The 16,582-nt window shown below is 66.7% G+C and carries 17 protein-coding genes and 1 pseudogene; 9 read left to right on the forward strand and 9 right to left on the reverse strand.

Translation table 11 applies throughout. The features are described 5' to 3' along the window. Nucleotides 1-26: 26 nt before the first annotated feature. Complete coding sequence (locus IT430_18705) at nucleotides 27-980, reverse strand: hypothetical protein (GenBank protein ID MCC6909971.1); 954 nt, start codon at nucleotides 978-980, stop codon at nucleotides 27-29. Between the two features lie 56 nt (nucleotides 981-1,036). Between IT430_18705 and hpt the strand changes: the two genes are divergently transcribed. Both hpt and IT430_18715 read left to right on the forward strand, forming a co-directional pair. Then, a complete protein-coding gene (gene hpt, locus IT430_18710) occupies nucleotides 1,037-1,609 on the forward strand; it encodes a hypoxanthine phosphoribosyltransferase (GenBank protein ID MCC6909972.1) in 573 nt (190 codons plus the stop codon). Next, complete coding sequence (locus IT430_18715) at nucleotides 1,606-2,265, forward strand: PH domain-containing protein (protein MCC6909973.1); 660 nt, start codon at nucleotides 1,606-1,608, stop codon at nucleotides 2,263-2,265. Before hpt ends, IT430_18715 begins: the two co-directional genes overlap by 4 nt. Nucleotides 2,266-3,219: 954 nt before the next feature. On the opposite strand, the pseudogene IT430_18720 reads toward IT430_18715, so the two are convergent. From IT430_18720 to IT430_18730, 3 genes and pseudogenes are all read right to left on the reverse strand, one after another. Beyond that, nucleotides 3,220-3,375 (reverse strand): annotated as a pseudogene (locus IT430_18720) (prepilin-type N-terminal cleavage/methylation domain-containing protein). A gap of 223 nt (nucleotides 3,376-3,598) precedes the next feature. Continuing rightward, nucleotides 3,599-3,943, reverse strand: a complete 345-nt coding sequence (locus IT430_18725) for a hypothetical protein (protein ID MCC6909974.1) — start codon at nucleotides 3,941-3,943, stop codon at nucleotides 3,599-3,601. A gap of 13 nt (nucleotides 3,944-3,956) precedes the next feature. Further along, on the reverse strand, nucleotides 3,957-4,832 hold the full coding sequence (locus IT430_18730; GenBank protein ID MCC6909975.1) for an ABC transporter ATP-binding protein: 876 nt from the start codon (nucleotides 4,830-4,832) through the stop codon (nucleotides 3,957-3,959). Between the two features lie 108 nt (nucleotides 4,833-4,940). On the opposite strand from IT430_18730, the gene IT430_18735 reads away from it, so the two are divergent. From IT430_18735 to mutY, 4 genes are all read left to right on the forward strand, one after another. Next, nucleotides 4,941-6,122 (forward strand): M20/M25/M40 family metallo-hydrolase, encoded by a 1,182-nt coding sequence (locus tag IT430_18735; GenBank protein ID MCC6909976.1) that lies wholly within the window; start codon nucleotides 4,941-4,943, stop codon nucleotides 6,120-6,122. A gap of 191 nt (nucleotides 6,123-6,313) precedes the next feature. After that, nucleotides 6,314-7,585 (forward strand): serine/threonine protein kinase, encoded by a 1,272-nt coding sequence (locus tag IT430_18740; protein ID MCC6909977.1) that lies wholly within the window; start codon nucleotides 6,314-6,316, stop codon nucleotides 7,583-7,585. 240 nt (nucleotides 7,586-7,825) lie between these two features. Next, nucleotides 7,826-9,262, forward strand: a complete 1,437-nt coding sequence (locus tag IT430_18745; GenBank protein ID MCC6909978.1) for an MATE family efflux transporter — start codon at nucleotides 7,826-7,828, stop codon at nucleotides 9,260-9,262. Further along, the gene (gene mutY, locus IT430_18750; GenBank protein MCC6909979.1) at nucleotides 9,259-10,389 is read left to right on the forward strand and encodes an A/G-specific adenine glycosylase; all 1,131 of its coding nucleotides are present in this window, start codon (nucleotides 9,259-9,261) and stop codon (nucleotides 10,387-10,389) included. Before IT430_18745 ends, mutY begins: the two co-directional genes overlap by 4 nt. A gap of 10 nt (nucleotides 10,390-10,399) precedes the next feature. Here the strand turns inward: mutY and ndk are convergent, their stop codons facing one another. Continuing rightward, nucleotides 10,400-10,870 (reverse strand): nucleoside-diphosphate kinase, encoded by a 471-nt coding sequence (gene ndk / locus IT430_18755; GenBank protein MCC6909980.1) that lies wholly within the window; start codon nucleotides 10,868-10,870, stop codon nucleotides 10,400-10,402. Nucleotides 10,871-11,122: 252 nt separating this feature from the next. Between ndk and IT430_18760 the strand changes: the two genes are divergently transcribed. Next, nucleotides 11,123-12,037 (forward strand): hypothetical protein, encoded by a 915-nt coding sequence (locus IT430_18760; GenBank protein MCC6909981.1) that lies wholly within the window; start codon nucleotides 11,123-11,125, stop codon nucleotides 12,035-12,037. A 2-nt stretch (nucleotides 12,038-12,039) separates the two neighbouring features. After that, nucleotides 12,040-12,528 (forward strand): hypothetical protein, encoded by a 489-nt coding sequence (locus IT430_18765; GenBank protein MCC6909982.1) that lies wholly within the window; start codon nucleotides 12,040-12,042, stop codon nucleotides 12,526-12,528. Nucleotides 12,529-12,735: 207 nt separating this feature from the next. Here IT430_18765 and IT430_18770 read toward each other — a convergent pair whose 3' ends face one another. Beyond that, nucleotides 12,736-13,515: an SDR family NAD(P)-dependent oxidoreductase gene (locus tag IT430_18770; protein ID MCC6909983.1), complete on the reverse strand. Its 780-nt coding sequence runs from the start codon at nucleotides 13,513-13,515 to the stop codon at nucleotides 12,736-12,738. A gap of 203 nt (nucleotides 13,516-13,718) precedes the next feature. On the opposite strand from IT430_18770, the gene IT430_18775 reads away from it, so the two are divergent. After that, the gene (locus tag IT430_18775) at nucleotides 13,719-14,303 is read left to right on the forward strand and encodes a hypothetical protein (protein ID MCC6909984.1); all 585 of its coding nucleotides are present in this window, start codon (nucleotides 13,719-13,721) and stop codon (nucleotides 14,301-14,303) included. A 56-nt stretch (nucleotides 14,304-14,359) separates the two neighbouring features. Here IT430_18775 and IT430_18780 read toward each other — a convergent pair whose 3' ends face one another. From IT430_18780 to rnpA, 3 genes are read right to left on the reverse strand one after another with little or no spacing between them, the layout of a single operon-like run. Beyond that, on the reverse strand, nucleotides 14,360-15,841 hold the full coding sequence (locus IT430_18780; protein ID MCC6909985.1) for a DUF418 domain-containing protein: 1,482 nt from the start codon (nucleotides 15,839-15,841) through the stop codon (nucleotides 14,360-14,362). 21 nt (nucleotides 15,842-15,862) lie between these two features. Further along, the gene (gene yidD / locus IT430_18785) at nucleotides 15,863-16,144 is read right to left on the reverse strand and encodes a membrane protein insertion efficiency factor YidD (GenBank protein MCC6909986.1); all 282 of its coding nucleotides are present in this window, start codon (nucleotides 16,142-16,144) and stop codon (nucleotides 15,863-15,865) included. Beyond that, on the reverse strand, nucleotides 16,111-16,494 hold the full coding sequence (rnpA, locus tag IT430_18790; GenBank protein ID MCC6909987.1) for a ribonuclease P protein component: 384 nt from the start codon (nucleotides 16,492-16,494) through the stop codon (nucleotides 16,111-16,113). The genes yidD and rnpA overlap by 34 nt, the downstream gene beginning before the upstream one ends. Nucleotides 16,495-16,582: the final 88 nt, after the last annotated feature.

The following is a 16,582-nucleotide window of genomic DNA, read 5'->3' on the forward strand; positions in this document are numbered from 1 at the left end:
GGTATGAAGGCGATGCATTCGACGATTCATTTCACGTGCGGCACGAAGATGAGCACGAAGCGCGTGTCGCCGTCGGGGCTGACCAGCGCTTCTTCCCCGGCGGTGCGGATGCGCGGGCTGGCGGGACCCGCGGGCTGCGGCTGGGCGCCAACCGGCACGAGCCCTGCACCTTGCTCTCCGGCAGGCTTGTTTTGTTCAGCCTCAGGCTCCACTTCCGCCGGCGGCGCCTCCGCTTCGCTTTCCGCCGGCTTGGTCGACGGCGGGCCGGCCGCGACGCCGACGGGCGCGATGGCCGTCACCAGCACCGCCCACTTGCCATCGAGATCCACGCGCAGCGCCGACGTCGGCACGTAGACGCCCATGCGCGCTTCGCGCACCGGATCGGGCGAAAGCGGGTCGCGGCGCGGCTGGTGGAACTGCACGACCGCCTCGAGCCTCAGCATCGGCGCCTTTGAGTCGATCAGCGGGTAGTCGCGCATCAGCATGCGGAAACGGCCGTCCGTGAACTCGCCGATCTCCCCGCCCACGCGCACGAGCCGCGGGCTGTCGAGCCGCGGCGCCGTGACCACAGCCTTCCACTCGGGCACGAAGCCGAGGTGAATACGTTCGACGATCGGCTCACCCGTGAGCGCCACGAGGAACTCACTCGACTTCTTCCGGTCGGCGAGCAATTCCACGGGGATGGCGACGACGATCAGGCCCTCGCTGCGGAGGCGGTCCAGTTGCTCGGCGCTGAGCCCCAGCGGCTCGGCGGAGTAGGGCGCCAGCACGTCTTCGAGTTTCTCCTTGTGCCGGTACGGCCGGTTGAGCAGGCGATACACCTCCATGCCGCGCTGCATCGAGTCCAGGAGCGATGGACCGACGCCCGGAGCCTGGGGCGAGGGCTCGATCGCTTCCGCCGGCGCCCGGCAGCCTTGGTTCAGGGCCAGTGCGGCGGCGGCCACCAGCGCCGCAGCGGTATGCCTCACGGGAATGCTCATTGGGGTTCCGTTCGTTTCCTCGCTCGACTCGCCCGCCCGACCTCCAATGATACCGGATGCCCCAGGCGTCTCACGCCATGCATGATGATGTCGATCGGGTGCTGTTCAGCCGGGATGCGATCGCCGCGCGCGTGGCCGAACTGGGCCAGGCGATTGCCGACGACCTCGATGTGCTGGCGAACCATCCGACGGAGGTCATGCTCGTGCCGGTGCTGACAGGCTCGATGGTGTTCGTGGCCGATCTGATTCGCCACCTGCCGCACAAACTGCGAATCGGGGTGATGAGCGTGAGCAGCTATCCGGGCCGATCGATTGAGAGCAAAGGCGCACTCATTCGCAGCGGGCTGCCCGAAGACCTCGCCGGCAAGCACGTGCTCATCGTCGATGACATCCTCGACACGGGGCAGACGCTCACGCTCGTGCGCGACATCATCGCGGAGCAGCGCCCCGCCGAGGTGCGCACGTGCGTGCTGCTGCGCAAGGACCGGGAGCAGGCCCGCTCGTTCCCCGTCGATTACGTCGGCTTTGACATTCCCGACGAGTTCGTGGTGGGCTACGGCCTGGACTACAACGACTATTACCGCAACCTGCCCGATATCGTGACCCTTCGTCCCGAGGCGCTGCGATGACGTCCCGCCCCAATGACGAAACCGACCGCGCGCGGCGAACCGGGAAATCCGGGGCTCAGCGCGGCGGCGTCGGCGCGGCGCCACCGGCGGCCTACGCCGCGGGCGGCGAGGCCGTGGATGGCATCACGCGGCCGGTGGCCCAGGCGCGCGCGGCGCTGCCGGCCGACCTGCTCGGTGATGACGAGATCATCATCATGTGGCTCAAGCCCAGCCCGCTGTACATCATCCTCGCTTCGCTGGGCAGCCTGGTGCTCATCGCCGCGCTCACGCTGCTGCTGGCGTACCTGTCGAAGATCTCGCCGCTGCCCAATGCCGCGTGGTCGGATCGCGATGCGTTCCTGTTCGGCGCGACGGTCGCCCTCGTCCGCCTCGGCTGGCAGGCGGCGGAGTGGTGGAACCAGACCTACGTCCTGACCGACCGGCGCATCATCGCCGTGTATGGCGTGCTCCGTCGGGCTTACTTCCACGCCCCCCTCCAGCAGATCCAGCACATCGCGGTCATTCAGACCATCCGCGAGCGCGTCTTCGGCCTGGGGACGCTGGCGTTTGCCACCGCAGGCAGCGACCGCTACGACGCGGCGTGGCTGAGCCTGGCCGGTCCGTTTGGGGTGTACAAGCAGGTCAACCGGACGATCGACCGTTATGTGCGGCGCTGAACACGAAAAAGCCGTCGGCTTGCGCCGACGGCTCTGGGGTTCTCGTTCGATGCCTCGGTGTCGGCATGCCTCGATGCGTGCGCCTCACGACCCGCCGTACTGGACGATGTCATCGAAGCGCTTGAGATCGACGTCGCTCCAGCGGCCGTTCTGCTGGGGGCTTTCGACCTGCTGCTTGTCGAAGTAGATGTTGTCCTTGCCGGCTGACATGATGACGTAGCCGCCGCGCGGCGTGGAATCGAGCGTGGGATGACCGGCGATGGCCTGACAGAGTTCGCGGGCCGGTCCGCCGCCGATCGATGACGCCGTTTCGGCGAGATAGCTGCGGTCGCGCTGGTTCACAGGCGTGCCGCCGCTGCGGCCAACGACCAGGGCCGGGGCGCTGGTGTAACTCTGGAACGAGGAGTAGTAATACGGGGCGGCCTGACTGGTGTTGCCCGCCTGGGCCTTGAAGGCGACGACCGCGGGCCGGCCGCCAATGTCACGCAGGCCCTTGGGCTTGGAGCCGCTGTTAGCCCAGAGAATGATCGGCGCGCCAAAGGCATCGATGAGATCGGGCAGAGCGCGGTCGCCTTCCTGCGGCAGGTTGTTGGTCACGTCTTCCTGCCCGCCCGAGCCGGCCGTCTGGCCGTTGACGTAATAGAGGTCGCGCGGATTGGGTTTGAAGTAGGAATCGTACTTCGTGCCGCCGATGGTGGGCCCGAGGCCGATGTCATCGCGCCAGATGTCGATACCGGCGAGTTGGAAGGTGTCGTCACCGTTGGAGTTCATCCCGCCCATGAGCTCGAGCATGGCATTTTCGGTGCCGCTCAGTTCGCTGTAGTTGTTGTTGTCGCTCGAGAGTTCGCGCTCGCTCAAGGCGCCGGGCTGGCGGTTGTGGGTGAGGACGAAACTGTCCACCGCGTCGCCGAGATTCTTCATCAGGGCCCGCGTCTGCGTCACCTTGCCCTGCAGGCGCACCGCCGCCAGCGCAGGCAGCAGCAGGCCGACGAGCAGGGCAATGATGCCGATGACCACCAGCAGTTCGATGAGCGTGAAGCCGCGGGGCGCACGCGCGACGGGTCGGCGGCTTCGGGCCGGGAAACGGCGGGAGGTGGTGGAGGTGAACATGATCACGGTCCTTTCCGCGGGTGCGTAACAGCCTGTCTCAACCGGAGATCGATAGGATCACCGGCGCGGCCGCGGCCCGGACCATTGAATGGGTGCCCCGGAGCGGCGGCCATGATCAGCGCGCACGCCGCCCGCTCATCCGTACCCATAATTTACCACAGGATGCCCCGCGCGGCTCGGGAAAAGTTGCAAAATCGCGCAAAATCCCTTTGGGCGCCGCGCCTCAGCCGCCCGGACGCTGCCAAGCCGTGTCCGGGTCCTTCTCCATCGCCCCGGCGGCCATCTCGATGCACCGGCGGCAGATGCGCACTGCCCCGTCCAGCGGGCTCTCCCACTGCGGCTCATCGCGCTCCTCCAGGCACATGCGGCACCTGAGTCCAGCCACCTCCCCCACCCCGCCGCCCGCCAGCACGACTTCAGCGTACGCCACCGACACGCACCGGCCGCAGATCACGCTGCCCTCGTGCCCCTCGACCAGCGGCAGGTCCGCCGTCCATGCTGCGTGGCAGAAGTCGCACAGCACGTCGGACATCTGCACGTTCTCAGGATCGGTGCCGGGTCGGTACATCGGAGGGCTCGATTCAGGCGCTGACCGGCGCCGACGCGGGCGCCAATTCATCTTCGGGCACGTACGGCGTGTGCCGGCGGCGGCGGCGCGGCGTGGGCTCGGGCACGGCCGCGAGCAGCGTCTGCGTGTAGGGGTGCTGGGGGTTCGCGTAGATGGCCTCGCGGTCGCTCATTTCGACGATCCGGCCGCGGAACATCACTGCCACGCGATCGCAGATGTGCTGCACGACGGCCATGTCGTGGCTGATGAACAGGTACGACAGGCCCATGTCGCGCTGCAGGTCCTTGAGCAGGTTGAGAATCTGGCTCTGGATAGAGACGTCCAGAGCCGAAGTCGGCTCGTCGCAGATGATGAGTTTGGGATGCAGGGCCAGGGCCCGCGCGATGCCGATGCGCTGCCGCTGACCGCCGGAGAACTCGTGCGGATAGCGGTCAGCGGCGCTGCTCGGCAGGCCGACGCGGTCGAGCAGCTGCTCGACCTGCTTGCGCAGTTCGGCGCCGCGGGCCAGGCCGTGCACTTCGATGGGCTCGCCCACGATGCGGCCGACGCGCAGCCGGGCATTGAGCGACCCGGCCGGATCCTGGAAGATGATCTGCATCTCGCGGCGCAGCGGCTGCATCTCGCGGCGGCTGAGTTTGAGCACGTCGCGGTTCTTGTAGAGGACCTGGCCGCTGGTGGCAGGAATGAGGCGGAGGATGGTCCGGCCGACGGTGGTCTTGCCGCAGCCGGACTCGCCCACCAGCCCCAGCGTCTCGCCGGGCGCGATGGTGAATGACACGCCGTCCACGGCTTTGACCCAGCCGGTCGTGCGCTGCAGCACGCCGCTGTGCACGGGGAAGTGGGTGTGCAGGTCGCGGACGTCGAGCAGAGGCGGCGCGTGGGCAGTCATCCGTGAAGGTTAGGCGGCGCGTGGCGGAGCGGGCGCGAGCCACGCCCTCTGCATGAGATCGATCGGCGGACCTGACGCGACATTCAGACGCTGTTACACTTTCCGCTCATGATTGACGCTCGAACTCGGCGGCAGCATCTTCGGTGGGCATTGCAGCTCACCAGCATTCCCACGGCGGCGGCGCGCGAGCATCGCGTCATCAACTGGATCAACGACTGGCTCGGGGACCGGCCCAATCTCACGCTCCGCCGCGACAAGGCCGGCAACATGCTCATCAGCCGCAAGGGCGCCCGGCGCGGCGGGCGGCCGCTGCTGATCACGGCCCATCTCGATCACCCCGCGTTTGTCATCAAGAAGGTGCGCGACAGCCGCACGCTGCAAGCCGAGTTTCGCGGCGGCGTGCGGCCGCCGTACTTCCGCAAGGCCAAGGTGCTCGTCTACGACGCAAGCGACGCGGCCCATCGCGGCACGGTGATTGAACACGGCAAAGGAAAGCTCTTCGACGAAGTCGTCATCCGCCTGAACGAGGCGACCGATGCGGTGCAGGTCGACGACCTCGCCACGTGGGACCTCAAACCCGCGCGGGTGCGCAAGGGCCTCATCGAGGCGCCGGCGTGCGACGATCTGATGGGCGTGGCGGCGGCGCTCTCGGCCATGGACGTGCTGCGCCAGAGCCGCGGCGCCGGCGACGTGCGGGTGCTGCTGACTCGATCAGAAGAGATCGGCTTCATCGGCGCGATCGCGGCATCGCAGAGCGGGCTCATCCCCAGGCGGGCCAAGGTGATTGCGCTGGAGAACTCTCGGAGCTTTGCCGACAGCCCCATCGGCGGCGGGCCGATCCTGCGGGTGGGCGATCGGATCAGCATCTTTCACCACGGCCTGGCGTTTGAGACGGCGCGGGTGGCGATGGAGATGGAGAAGCGCCGCGGCGGTTTCAAGTGGCAGCGGAGGCTCATGCCCGGCGGCGCCTGCGAGGCGACGACGTTTCAGGCCTACGGGTATGAGGCCATCTGCCTGTGCCTGCCGCTTGGCAACTACCACAACATGGCCAACCTTGCCGAGGTCATCGAGGGGAAAAAAGGCGCCAAAGCCCTGATCGCAGCGGAGTTTGTGAGCCAGGCGGATTATCATGGGCTGGTCGACTGGCTCGTGGAGTGTGGCCGGGTGCTCACCGGGCCGGCCCGGCGCGGGCGGACGGATGCCGACGGAGCGGCTGCAATTCGCCAGATGATGGAAAAGATTGAACGGACCAAGGGTTATGTGCTCAGGGAGGGAGCGGCCCTGATCTAGATTGGGGCAATATGCTGGAACCGCCGCAGCCGGCGGCGGCGTATAGAACCCTGTGAGTTGCGTGGACCGGACGCGGCCGATTGCCGATGTTTTGCCCATTGAGGGTCCGCGTTGATCCTCGGTTCCCGGCCCGGCAACCACGGGGCATGCAGTTGAGCGACTTGATGAGCCAGAGTCAGACCCAACCATCGATGACCGATAAAGATCCCAGCGCGGCGAGCAATGTCGATACGCTGCTGGGGCGGATCGTCGTCGAGCAGGGTCTGGCCACCAGCCAGGAAGTCGCCCACTGCTTCGAGGTGCAGCGGCAGCAGTCCGACGCCAAAGAAGCCTCGCTCGCCGACCTGCTCCTCCAGAACAACTACGTCACGCTGCGCCAACTTGACCGCCTCCGTCGCGAGGTCGAGGCGCAGAAGTCCACCCAGCAGATCCCGGGCTACTCGATCAAGAAGAAGCTGGGCGCGGGCGCGATGGCCAGCGTGTACCTCGCGCGGCAGATCAGCCTCGATCGCATGGTGGCGATCAAGGTGCTGCCCAAGAAGTACAACAGCAACGTCAATTTCATCGACCGCTTCTACAAAGAGGGCCGCGCCGCCGCCAAACTCAACCACCCCAACATCGTGCAAGCGTACGACGTGGGCAAGGCGGGCGAGTTCCACTACTTTGTGATGGAGTACGTCGAGGGCGGCACGGTCTACGACATCCTCACCAAGAAGGGCCGCATCCCCGAGAAGGACGCCATCGACATCATCCTCCAGATCGCCGATGCGCTCAACCACGCGCACGAAAAGGGCTTCGTGCACCGCGACGTCAAGCCCAAGAACATCATGTTCACCAAGGAAGGCGTGGCGAAACTTGCGGACATGGGCCTGGCCCGCGCGGTGTCGGATATCGAAGCGGCCAAGGAGGAAGAGGGCCGCGCCTTCGGCACGCCGTACTACATCAGCCCCGAGCAGATCCGGGGCGAAGTGAACATCGGCGCGCAGGCCGACATCTACTCGCTGGGCGCGATGTTCTACCACATGGTCACGGGGCAGGTGCCCTTCGACGGCGAGAATCCGACGGCGGTGATGCACAAGCACCTCAAGGCCGACCTCACGCCGCCTGATCACGTCAATCCCAAACTCTCCGCCGGCGTGTCGGAAGTCATCGAGATGATGATGGCCAAGAGCCGGCGCGAGCGGTACCACAACTGCCGCGATCTCATCGAGGATCTGCGGCTGATTGCGGCCGGGGCCAAGCCGCGTCTCGCGCACAAGGAGATGGATCTCTCGGGCCTGACGGGCGGGACGATGATTCCGCCGGATCAGCTCGAGGACACGGGCGTGCTCGCCGCCCCGCAGCCCGTGGTGGGCAACGGCTCTTCGCCCTTCAGCCACCCGGCGGTGATGCTGCTTCTGATCCTGCTGGGAGTAAGTCTTCTGGGCAACGTGGTCATGCTGATCGTGAGCATGACGCGCTAGGCCGCGTTCAGGTCACCAACTGGTGGTGCATTGCTTGGCCCGGGCCTACACTCGGGGCTGTCGCCATTGCGTCCTTGCCTCATTTACCCAGCCGCCCGCCGGTTTGCAGCGTGGCGGCCTGTTTTCGCGGCCCATTCGATGAGTTCGGTTTCGAGCCAATCTGATACAGCATCACTGTCGGCCCCGCCGATTTCGCCGCTGCGCGAACTGTTCGCGCTGGCATGGCCGACGGTGTTGACGATGGCCAGTTACACGACGATGCAGTTCATCGACGCGGCGATGGTCAGCCGGCTCGGTCCGCTCGAACTGGCGGCGCAGGGCAACGGCGGGCTGATCACCTTCGTGCCGCTCTCGTTTCTGATGGGCGTGCTCACGATGGTGAACACCTACGTGAGCCAGAACCTCGGCGCCGAGCGGCCGCGCGAAGCGCCGCGTTACGCCTGGGCCGCCATGTGGATGAGCCTCGTCGCGTGGCTGCTGCTGCTGCCCTACGGCCTGTCGCTGCCCCCCATCTTCACGAAGATGGACCACTCGCCCGAACTCATTGCGCTCGAATCCGGCTACGGCCAGATTATGGTCTACGGCTGCTTCGCCATGCTCATGAGCCGCGGACTGAGCCACTTCTTCTACGGCCTGCACCGGCCCAAGGTCATCTTCGTCGCCACCGTCATCGGCAACGCGACCAACATCTTCGGCAACTGGGTGCTCATCTTCGGCCACCTCGGCGCGCCGCGGCTGGGCGTGAACGGCGCGGCGCTGGCCACCGTGCTGGGCACGGCCGTCGAACTGCTCATTCCGCTGGCGCTGTTCCTGGGCCCGAAGTTGAACGCCGAACTCGGCACGCGCGGCGCCTGGAGGCCACACCTGCGGACCATGCGTGAACTGTGGCGCGTCGGCTGGCCGCGCAGCCTCACGTTCGGCAACGAGATGCTCTGCTGGGCCGTGTTCATGACGTACCTCATTGGAACATTCGGCGAGGCGCACAACACCGCCGGCTGGATCGTGCTGCGCTACATGCACCTGAGTTTCATGCCCGCCGTGGGCATTTCGGTGGCCGTCACGGCGATGGTCGGGCGCTACATCGGCGCCGGCAAGCCGGATATCGCCAACCAGCGAGCCTGGCTGGGCGTGCGCATGGCCGTGGCGTACATGGGCCTGTGCGCGCTGGCGTTTGTCATCTTCCGCCACCCGCTGGCGAACTTCCTCATTAAGCAGGATGACCCGGCGGCGGAAGAGATTCTGGCCATCGCTTCGCAACTGCTCATCTGCGCCGCGGTGTTCCAGGTCTTCGACGCCATGGCCATCTCGCTCTCGGGCGCTTTGAGCGGGGCGGGCGACACGGTGTGGACCGGCATCGTCACGATGATCACTTCGTGGACGCTCATCGTCGGCGGCGGGTTTGCGATGGTGCTCTGGGCGCCGCAGCTCAAGTCGCTCGGGCCGTGGCTGGGCGCTTCGGCCTACATCATCCTGCTCGGCCTCGCCTTCGTGTGGCGCTGGCGCAGCGGGTACTGGCGGACAATCAAACTCCTCGACAGCGCCCCGGCCGATGCGCTGGCGGAGATCGACCCCGCAAGCGGTCCGCTGGCCGATCGCGTCATGGCCTCGACAGCGCCGACCATCGGCGGCGAACGGAAGCAGCCGGAGCCGGCGCCGGCGCCGGCCGCGGCGCCATGAACACGATCAGCGCACGGCAGGCGAAACGCATCGCTGTCGCGCTCGAGCAGTGGTTCGCAGCGCGGCAGCGCGATCTGCCGTGGCGACGCCGCACGCGCAGCATTCAACAGCGCGCCTATCGGTGCCTCGTGGCCGAGTACATGCTTCACCAGACACAGGTGGCGCGCGTGCTCGATTACTTCGACCGCTTCATCGCGCGCTTCCCCGATGTGCAGTCGCTCGCATCGGCCCCGGAGCAGCACGTGCTCGCGCTGTGGCAGGGGCTGGGCTACTACCGCCGCGCGCGGAACCTGCAGGCGGCAGCGCGGCTGATCGTCGATGAGTTCGCCGGCCGCGTGCCGCGCGATGTCGATTCGCTGCTGCGGCTGCCCGGCGTGGGGCGCTACACCGCCGGGGCGATTGCGTCGATTGCGTTCGGCGAGCCGGCGCCGATCGTCGATGGCAACGTGCAGCGCGTGGTGGCCCGCTGGCTGGAACTGGGCGAAGTCCTCACGCCGCGCGAACTTGAACACCGGGTGTGGAGCGCCGCCGAGACGCTTGTGCGCGCTGCGGGCCAGCCCGGTGATTTCAACCAGGCGTTGATGGAACTCGGTTCGACCATCTGCCTGCCGCGCGGCGCCCGGTGCGGCGCATGCCCCGCGGCTCGGTGGTGCGGAGCGCGAGCAAGCGACCGCGTGGACCTGTATCCGCCGGTGAAGCAGCGCCCCGAACCGCGCACGATTCACGCCGCGTCGGTCATCGTCGCGCGCCGCGGCAAAGTGCTGCTGAGCCGGCGGCCGGCGACGGGACTGTGGGCGAACATGTGGCAGTGCCCGACGCTCGAGTCCGAGCAGAAGATCGAGGCGGGCACGATAGCTGCACACCTTCATCAGGAGCACGGGTTGAGCGCAGCGCTCGACCACCCCGCGGGCGCGTTTGTGCATCAGACCAGCCATCGCCGCGTGATGTTCGAAGTCTGGCTCGCTCGAAGCGTGCGCGGCCGAGCTCGTCGGGCGGAGTGGGTCGCGGCCGACAAGATCGAGGCGTATCCGCTGTCCAATGCCCAGAAGCGCGTTCTTGAGATGGCCAGGGGCGCGCTCCCCTGCGCCGAGCATTCGGGTCGCGACCAAACAGTCGCGCGAGCATAAGCGCCGGCGCTTATTCCGCCTTGCCGCCGCTGAGGTCGTAGACCCACGGCTCGACGGCGCGCTTCCAGTCGTGCACCTCGCCGGCGCCGAAGAAGAGCGCCAGCTCGCGCTCGGCGGCCTCGGGGCTGTCCGAGCCGTGGATGAGATTGAACGAATTGGACACGCCGAAGTCGCCGCGGATGGTGCCCGGCTCGGCCTTGGAGCCGAAGGTCGCGCCCATCATCTTTCGACACATGGCGATCGCCCCCACGCCGCGCACCGCGAGCACGAGCACGGGCGAGGAGGTCATGAAGCGCACCAGTCCGTCGTAGAAGCCCTTGCCGACGTGGTCCTTGTAGTGCTGGGCGGCCAGTTCGGGCGAGATCTTCATCAGGCGGGCGCCGACGATCTGCAGGCCCTTGTCTTCGAAGCGGGTGATGATTCGACCCATGAGGCCGCGCTGGACGGCATCAGGCTTGAGGATGATTAACGACGTTTCCATGGTGGCTCTCACTCGGTTTGATGTGACGGGCAGCGCGGCGTCGCGGCCCCCTCGCGCCGCCGCTCGGCTCACCATAGTCGCCCCTGCACGCCCCTGCCACTACGCGTTTTCCCGCATTGGACCGCCCGGATTCGACCGCGTTTTCGCCCTCGCCTCGCCCCGCACGGCAATTCCCTTTGTGCGCGCAGCGGTCGGGGGCGACTATCGTTAACGTAGTCGAGGGTCGATCGGCAAACGAACGCGAGGAGACTCATGAAAAAGTGGATCATTACCATCGTGGCGACCGTGGTCCTGGTGCTCGTTGTGGCGGTGGCGGGAACGCTCTTTTACATCGACGTCATCGCGAGGCAGGGAGTCGAGCGCGGCTCGTCGTACGCGCTGGGCGTGCCGACCTCGCTCAGCAGCGCCGACGTCGGAGTGTTCAGTGGCAAGTTCTCGATGGCCGGCTTCGAGGTGGACAACCCGCAGGGCGACTACACCACCGACAACTTCCTCAAGCTCGATGACGGCGACGTGGCCGTCACCCTCGGCACGCTCATGGAGGACATCGTCGAGATCCCCACGCTGACGCTCGAAGGTCTTTCGATGAATCTCGAGCGCAAGGGGGCAAAGGCCAACTACCAGGTGATCCTCGACAACCTCAAGCGATTCGAGTCCGGCGAGAAGCCGGCTGACCCGGAGCAGCCGGCCAAGAAGTTCGTCATCCGCACGCTGCAGATCCGCAACGTCAACGTGCACGTCGATCTCGTGCCCGTCGGCGGTACGCTGACCCAGGTCGATGTCCCAATCGACGAAATCCGGTTGCAGGATGTCGGCTCGGGCGGAAAGCCGGTCAAACTCAGCGATCTCACCGGCGTCATCCTCAAGGCGGTGATCAACGCCGCCATCCAGAAGGGCGGCGATCTCATTCCCGATGACATCGCCGGCGAACTGACGGCGGGCCTGTCGCAGCTGCGCGACCTCGGCGACCAGGGCATCGGGGTGCTGCTGGGCGATGGCGAGGTGGTCAACACCGTAGGGAAGACCGCAGAGGAACTCGGCAAGAAAGCTGAAGAAGCCGCCAAGCAGATCGGCGAGGGCGCCGAAAGGATCGGCGACGAAGCGAAGAAAATCGGCGAGGGCATCGGCGACATCTTCAAGAAGGACGACAAGGACGATGACAACTGAGCATGGATTTCGCTCGCGCCAAGCATGGCCGTGAGAAGCGATCGCGCGGCGAGGATCTCCGGCGCGCCGCCGTGCTGCTGCTCATCGCCACGTGTGGCGGAGCGCTGCTGGGCGCGCTGAGCACCACGCACTACGCGCATGCCTGGTGGATCGTGCAGCGCGGGGCGGTCGTCGGCGCCATGGTCGGCCTGCTCATCAGCCCCGCTACCTTGCTCATGCTCTGGGACCGCCGGCTCAAAGCCGCGGTGCCGCTGCTCTACGGCTCGTCGGCCGTCGTCGCAGTCTTCTGCAGCTGGTTTGATGATGTCCTCATCTCGCTGGGCGGCACGGCGTGGTTCTTCTTCGGCATGCAACTGGTGACGCGCTGGTTCACCCCCGACACCGCCGTTCCGGCGCACCTCTGCCCGGTGTGCGAGTACGACCTGAGCGGCCTCAATCACGACCGCTGCCCGGAGTGCGGGACGGTGTGCGAACGGGGATCGAAGCCGTAGGCCACACGCGCGGCCAGGCCGGTAGTGCATGTCGACTTGAGATTTCAGCTCTCAGTTCCGCGCAATCGAACTTGCCCCCCGCACACAGCATCTAAAGCAAAGTTTCTTTCCGCCACCCCATGGATGCAATCGCGGTTCGGGCGCCACACCTTGCCGCTCGGGACGATGGGTGCGACCGCCCTTTGCCCCGGCGTCCGCGGCTTCCCTTCACGGCTTGCCGTAGCGCGCTGCGAGCGGGTCGAACAGCCAGCCGGGCAGGTGGGCCACGATGTGGCGAAGCGGCCAAGTGAGTGGCCAGGGGAAGTGGACGACGCGTTTTCGCGCGTCGATGCCGCGCAGGATGCGAGCGGCGCCGTCTTCGGTTTCAAGCAGGAACGGCATCTTCTTCGGATCGTTGTCCGCCGTCATCTCGCTCTTGACGTAGCCGGGGCAGACATCGACGATGTGCACCCCGGTGCCGCGCAGTTCGATGCGGGTGGATTCGAGCATGGTCGAGAGCGCGGCCTTGCTGGCGCAATACGGCCCGGCGCCGGGAAAGCCGCGCCATCCGCCGGGGCTGGAAACGCCGGCGATGACGCCGCGGCGCTGCGCGACCATGTCGGGAATGATCTGCTCGAGCCAGTGGCACACGCCGTGCACGTTGGTGGCGAAGGTCTCGAGGTAGGGCCGGGCGGCGAATGTCTTTGCGTCGTTGCTGCCGCCGACGCCGGCGTTGAGGATCGCCAGGTCGAGCCCGCCCCACTGCTGTTTGATCTGCACGTAGTGCGCGGCGACGCATTGCGGATCATCGACGCCGCCGGGCAGGGTGAGCACATCGCTCGCGCCGGCCGTGCGGAGCTGCTGCTCGACTTCGCGCAGCAGTTGCTCGCGCCGGCCGGTGATGGCGATGCGATCGCCGCGCCGGGCGAGTTGCACGGACATGGCGCGGCCGAGGCCGGAGGTGGCCCCGGTGATCAGGCAGCGGCGGACGTTGGCGGAATCGGGCATGCGGAAAGTCTAACAAGGCTTATCCGTGGTGCCGCGGTCAGGAGGGAGGCTCGGCGACCGGATGGCCACGCGATCGCGCGATGCATACTCATGGCTCGTCGGCACTGAGCCGCGCGCTCGCATGGCCGGCGCTCCCAGGGCGTCGCTTCGACCATGGCACCCGAAACCCGTTCGAGACGAAACCGGACTACGATCGATCACCCATGGCCAGATCGGATCACATGCAGAAGCGATACGATGCGCTGGTCGCCGAGAAGAAGGCGGCGCACGGCTTTCGCGTGCGCCGCTGGCGTTCGGCGATGACGGGCTGCGCGTGGATCGTGCGCTACCACAACGGCGAGGAGAGTCGGCTCATCGAGGCGCCGTACCCGCGCGGGCCGATGAGCGCGGCGGTGTTCCTGCACGAGGTCGGTCATCACGCGATCGGCTTTCGGACCTATTCGCCGCGCTGTCTCGAGGAGTACCACGCGTGGCGCTGGTCGCTCGACGCCATGCGGCAGCGCGGCCTGAACGTGACCGACGCCGTCGAGCGGCGCGTCGCCGAGTCGCTGCACTACGCGGTGGACAAGGCGCGGCGGCGCGGGCTCAAGAACATTCCGATTGAACTGCTGCCGTATGTGCAGCGGCCGCCGCGGAAGCCGAAGAAACGCGGCGCACCAGAGAAAATGCGAGGCCCGGCGAGGGTTGCGGCGAAACCTGTTGCCATTCAACCTTCACCGATTATCCAGGCGGCGACCTCGGTCCGCAACGTGATGAAGCAGTTTTGGCTCTTCGGCGCGTCGCGATGATCAGCCACGTCCGCCGTGCGGGTGCTACGGCACTCGTGCGAGGATCAACTCACAACTCACTTCCGCATCGGCTGCAACTTCCAGTAGGTCAGCGAGCGCCAGAGCCACTCGAATGGGCCGAAGCGGAAGAAGCGCAGCCAGATCGGCGAGGCGATCATCTGGAAGAGAAAGATCGCCGCGACGATCATCAGCAGTTCCGTGCGCTCGAGCTGATTGAACTTGCCCAGCCCCAGCCCGCTGCGGCCGTTGAAGATCGTCGTGCAGATGATGGTGTGCATGAGGTAATTGGTGAAGGCCATGCGTCCGACGGCGCCGAGGGAGGCGGCGAGCCAGTGCAGGACGCCGCTGCGGCAAATGAGCATGATGATGCCGACCCAGCCCAGCGCCACGAACACGCTGCCAAAGTAGTTATAGTGTGAGTTGTTGAATTGGGCGGCGATGAAGTCGAACTCGACAGTCATGTTGCGCTGAAAGCCGAGCCAGATGAGAGGCACGCCGACTGCGAATCCGCCGACGACCATCGCGAGATACAGCCCCGTTGAGCGCGCCGCGGAAAGCACGCCCCACTTGAACAGCGCCATGCCCAGCAGCATCATGCTCAGCGCGCGCCATGAGTAGAAGGCGACCATGAAGAAGTGAAACATGGGCATGACGCGGGCGCGGTGCTTGAGTTCCCCAAGATACGAGCCCCGCATGGCGGCAACCTCCGCGTCAAGCCGCTCGCGCGGCGGCGACCACTGCTCGCGCATCTGCTTCAACTGCGCGCGCACGTTGCCCACCGACATCTCCCAGAGGAGTTCCTGCGGCTCGGGATCGATCTGCTCTTCAGACGACTCGCCGCTGAGCGCCTCGGCCGGGCCATCATCCTCGTCGGTCACTTCACCGCCGGGAGCGTCGGCTTCCGCAACGTCGATCTCGCCGGCCCCGCCTGTCGAGTCGGCGGACTCGACCAGGGCCGGAGTGCGCGCGTCATGCGCATCGAGTTCCGTCTGGAGGCGTGAGTAATAGAGGCCGAACAGCGCCATGAAACCCGCCGTGATCAGCAGCGAAACCAGGCTCAACGGAATGAGCACCCTCGGGGAAAGTCCGCGGGCGAAGAAGAGGGCCATGCCGCACAGGGAATACAGCACGAGGATGTCGCCGTACCACAGCATGTAGCCGTGGATGAGGCCGATGAGCAGCAGCCAGGCCATGCGGCGGTAGTGCAGGCCGGCGGCGCTGCGGCCCCTGGCTTCGATGCGACTCGTGAAGAGCACGACGCCGGCGCCGAAGAGCATCGAGAAGATACTCATGAACTTCAGGTCCGCCAGCAGGTGCGCGACGAGCCAGACCCAGTAGTCGGCGCCGTCGAATCGACCACCTGCGGTGGGGTTCATGTAGGCCGCCATGGGCAGGGCGAAGGACTGGATGTTCATGATCAGGATGCCCAGCACGGCAAAGCCGCGCAGCACGTCGAGCGAGTCGATGCGGCGCTGCGCGCTGACGGGGCCGGCCGGTTCATCGACGGTGCGCGCGGCAACTTGCGGGCTGCTCGTCATGCGGATGCTCCGAGAGAGATATCAGTCAGGCACGGGATCATCGCCGCTGCCGCCCCACGGGTGGCAGCGCACCAGCCGCCGCAGCGTGAGCCACCCGCCGCGCAGCGCGCCGTGGCGGGCGAGGGCCTCGATGGAATAGCGCGAGCACGACGGACAGAAGCGGCACTGGCCGCCGATGAGATGCCCCAGCGTCACCTGGTACAGCCGCACAATGGCGATCAGCGCGCGAGCCGGAAGCGAAGCCCCCGCGGCGAGGTCGCGCCAATCGTCTACCGGGTCGTGGATGTGTCGCGCTTCGTCCATTCCTGGTGTATCTGCGTCGCGGCCTTGTGAAGCAGGTGCTGGTAGGCCGCGAGGTTGAGCGGTTCGTGCGGCCTGACGACGACAATGAGATCGTAGCCGCGCGGAAAGTCGTGCTGGAGGTGGCGAAACGCCTCGCGGATCAGTCGCTTGAAGCGATTGCGCTGCACCGCCGTGCCGACGCGGCGGGCGACGCTCAGGCCAAGGCGCGGATGGTCCAGCCCGTTGGGCCGGCCGTGCACGACCAGCGGGCCGACGATTTTGCGGCAGCGGGCGCCGTAAACCGACTGAAACTCGCGGTTGTGCGTGAGTCTGCTCGAGCGTCCAAAGGTATAGCGGCGCTGCTGGTCCACGGGCCCGTTCCGGTAAGGCGATCGGCCAAGTGTACCGCACCGCGGCGGTCGATCTCCGCAGGGTGCCATGGTCAAGCGACGCTTCGGG

The organism is Phycisphaerales bacterium (assembly GCA_020852515.1).
GTDB lineage: Bacteria > Planctomycetota > Phycisphaerae > Phycisphaerales > UBA5793 > UBA5793.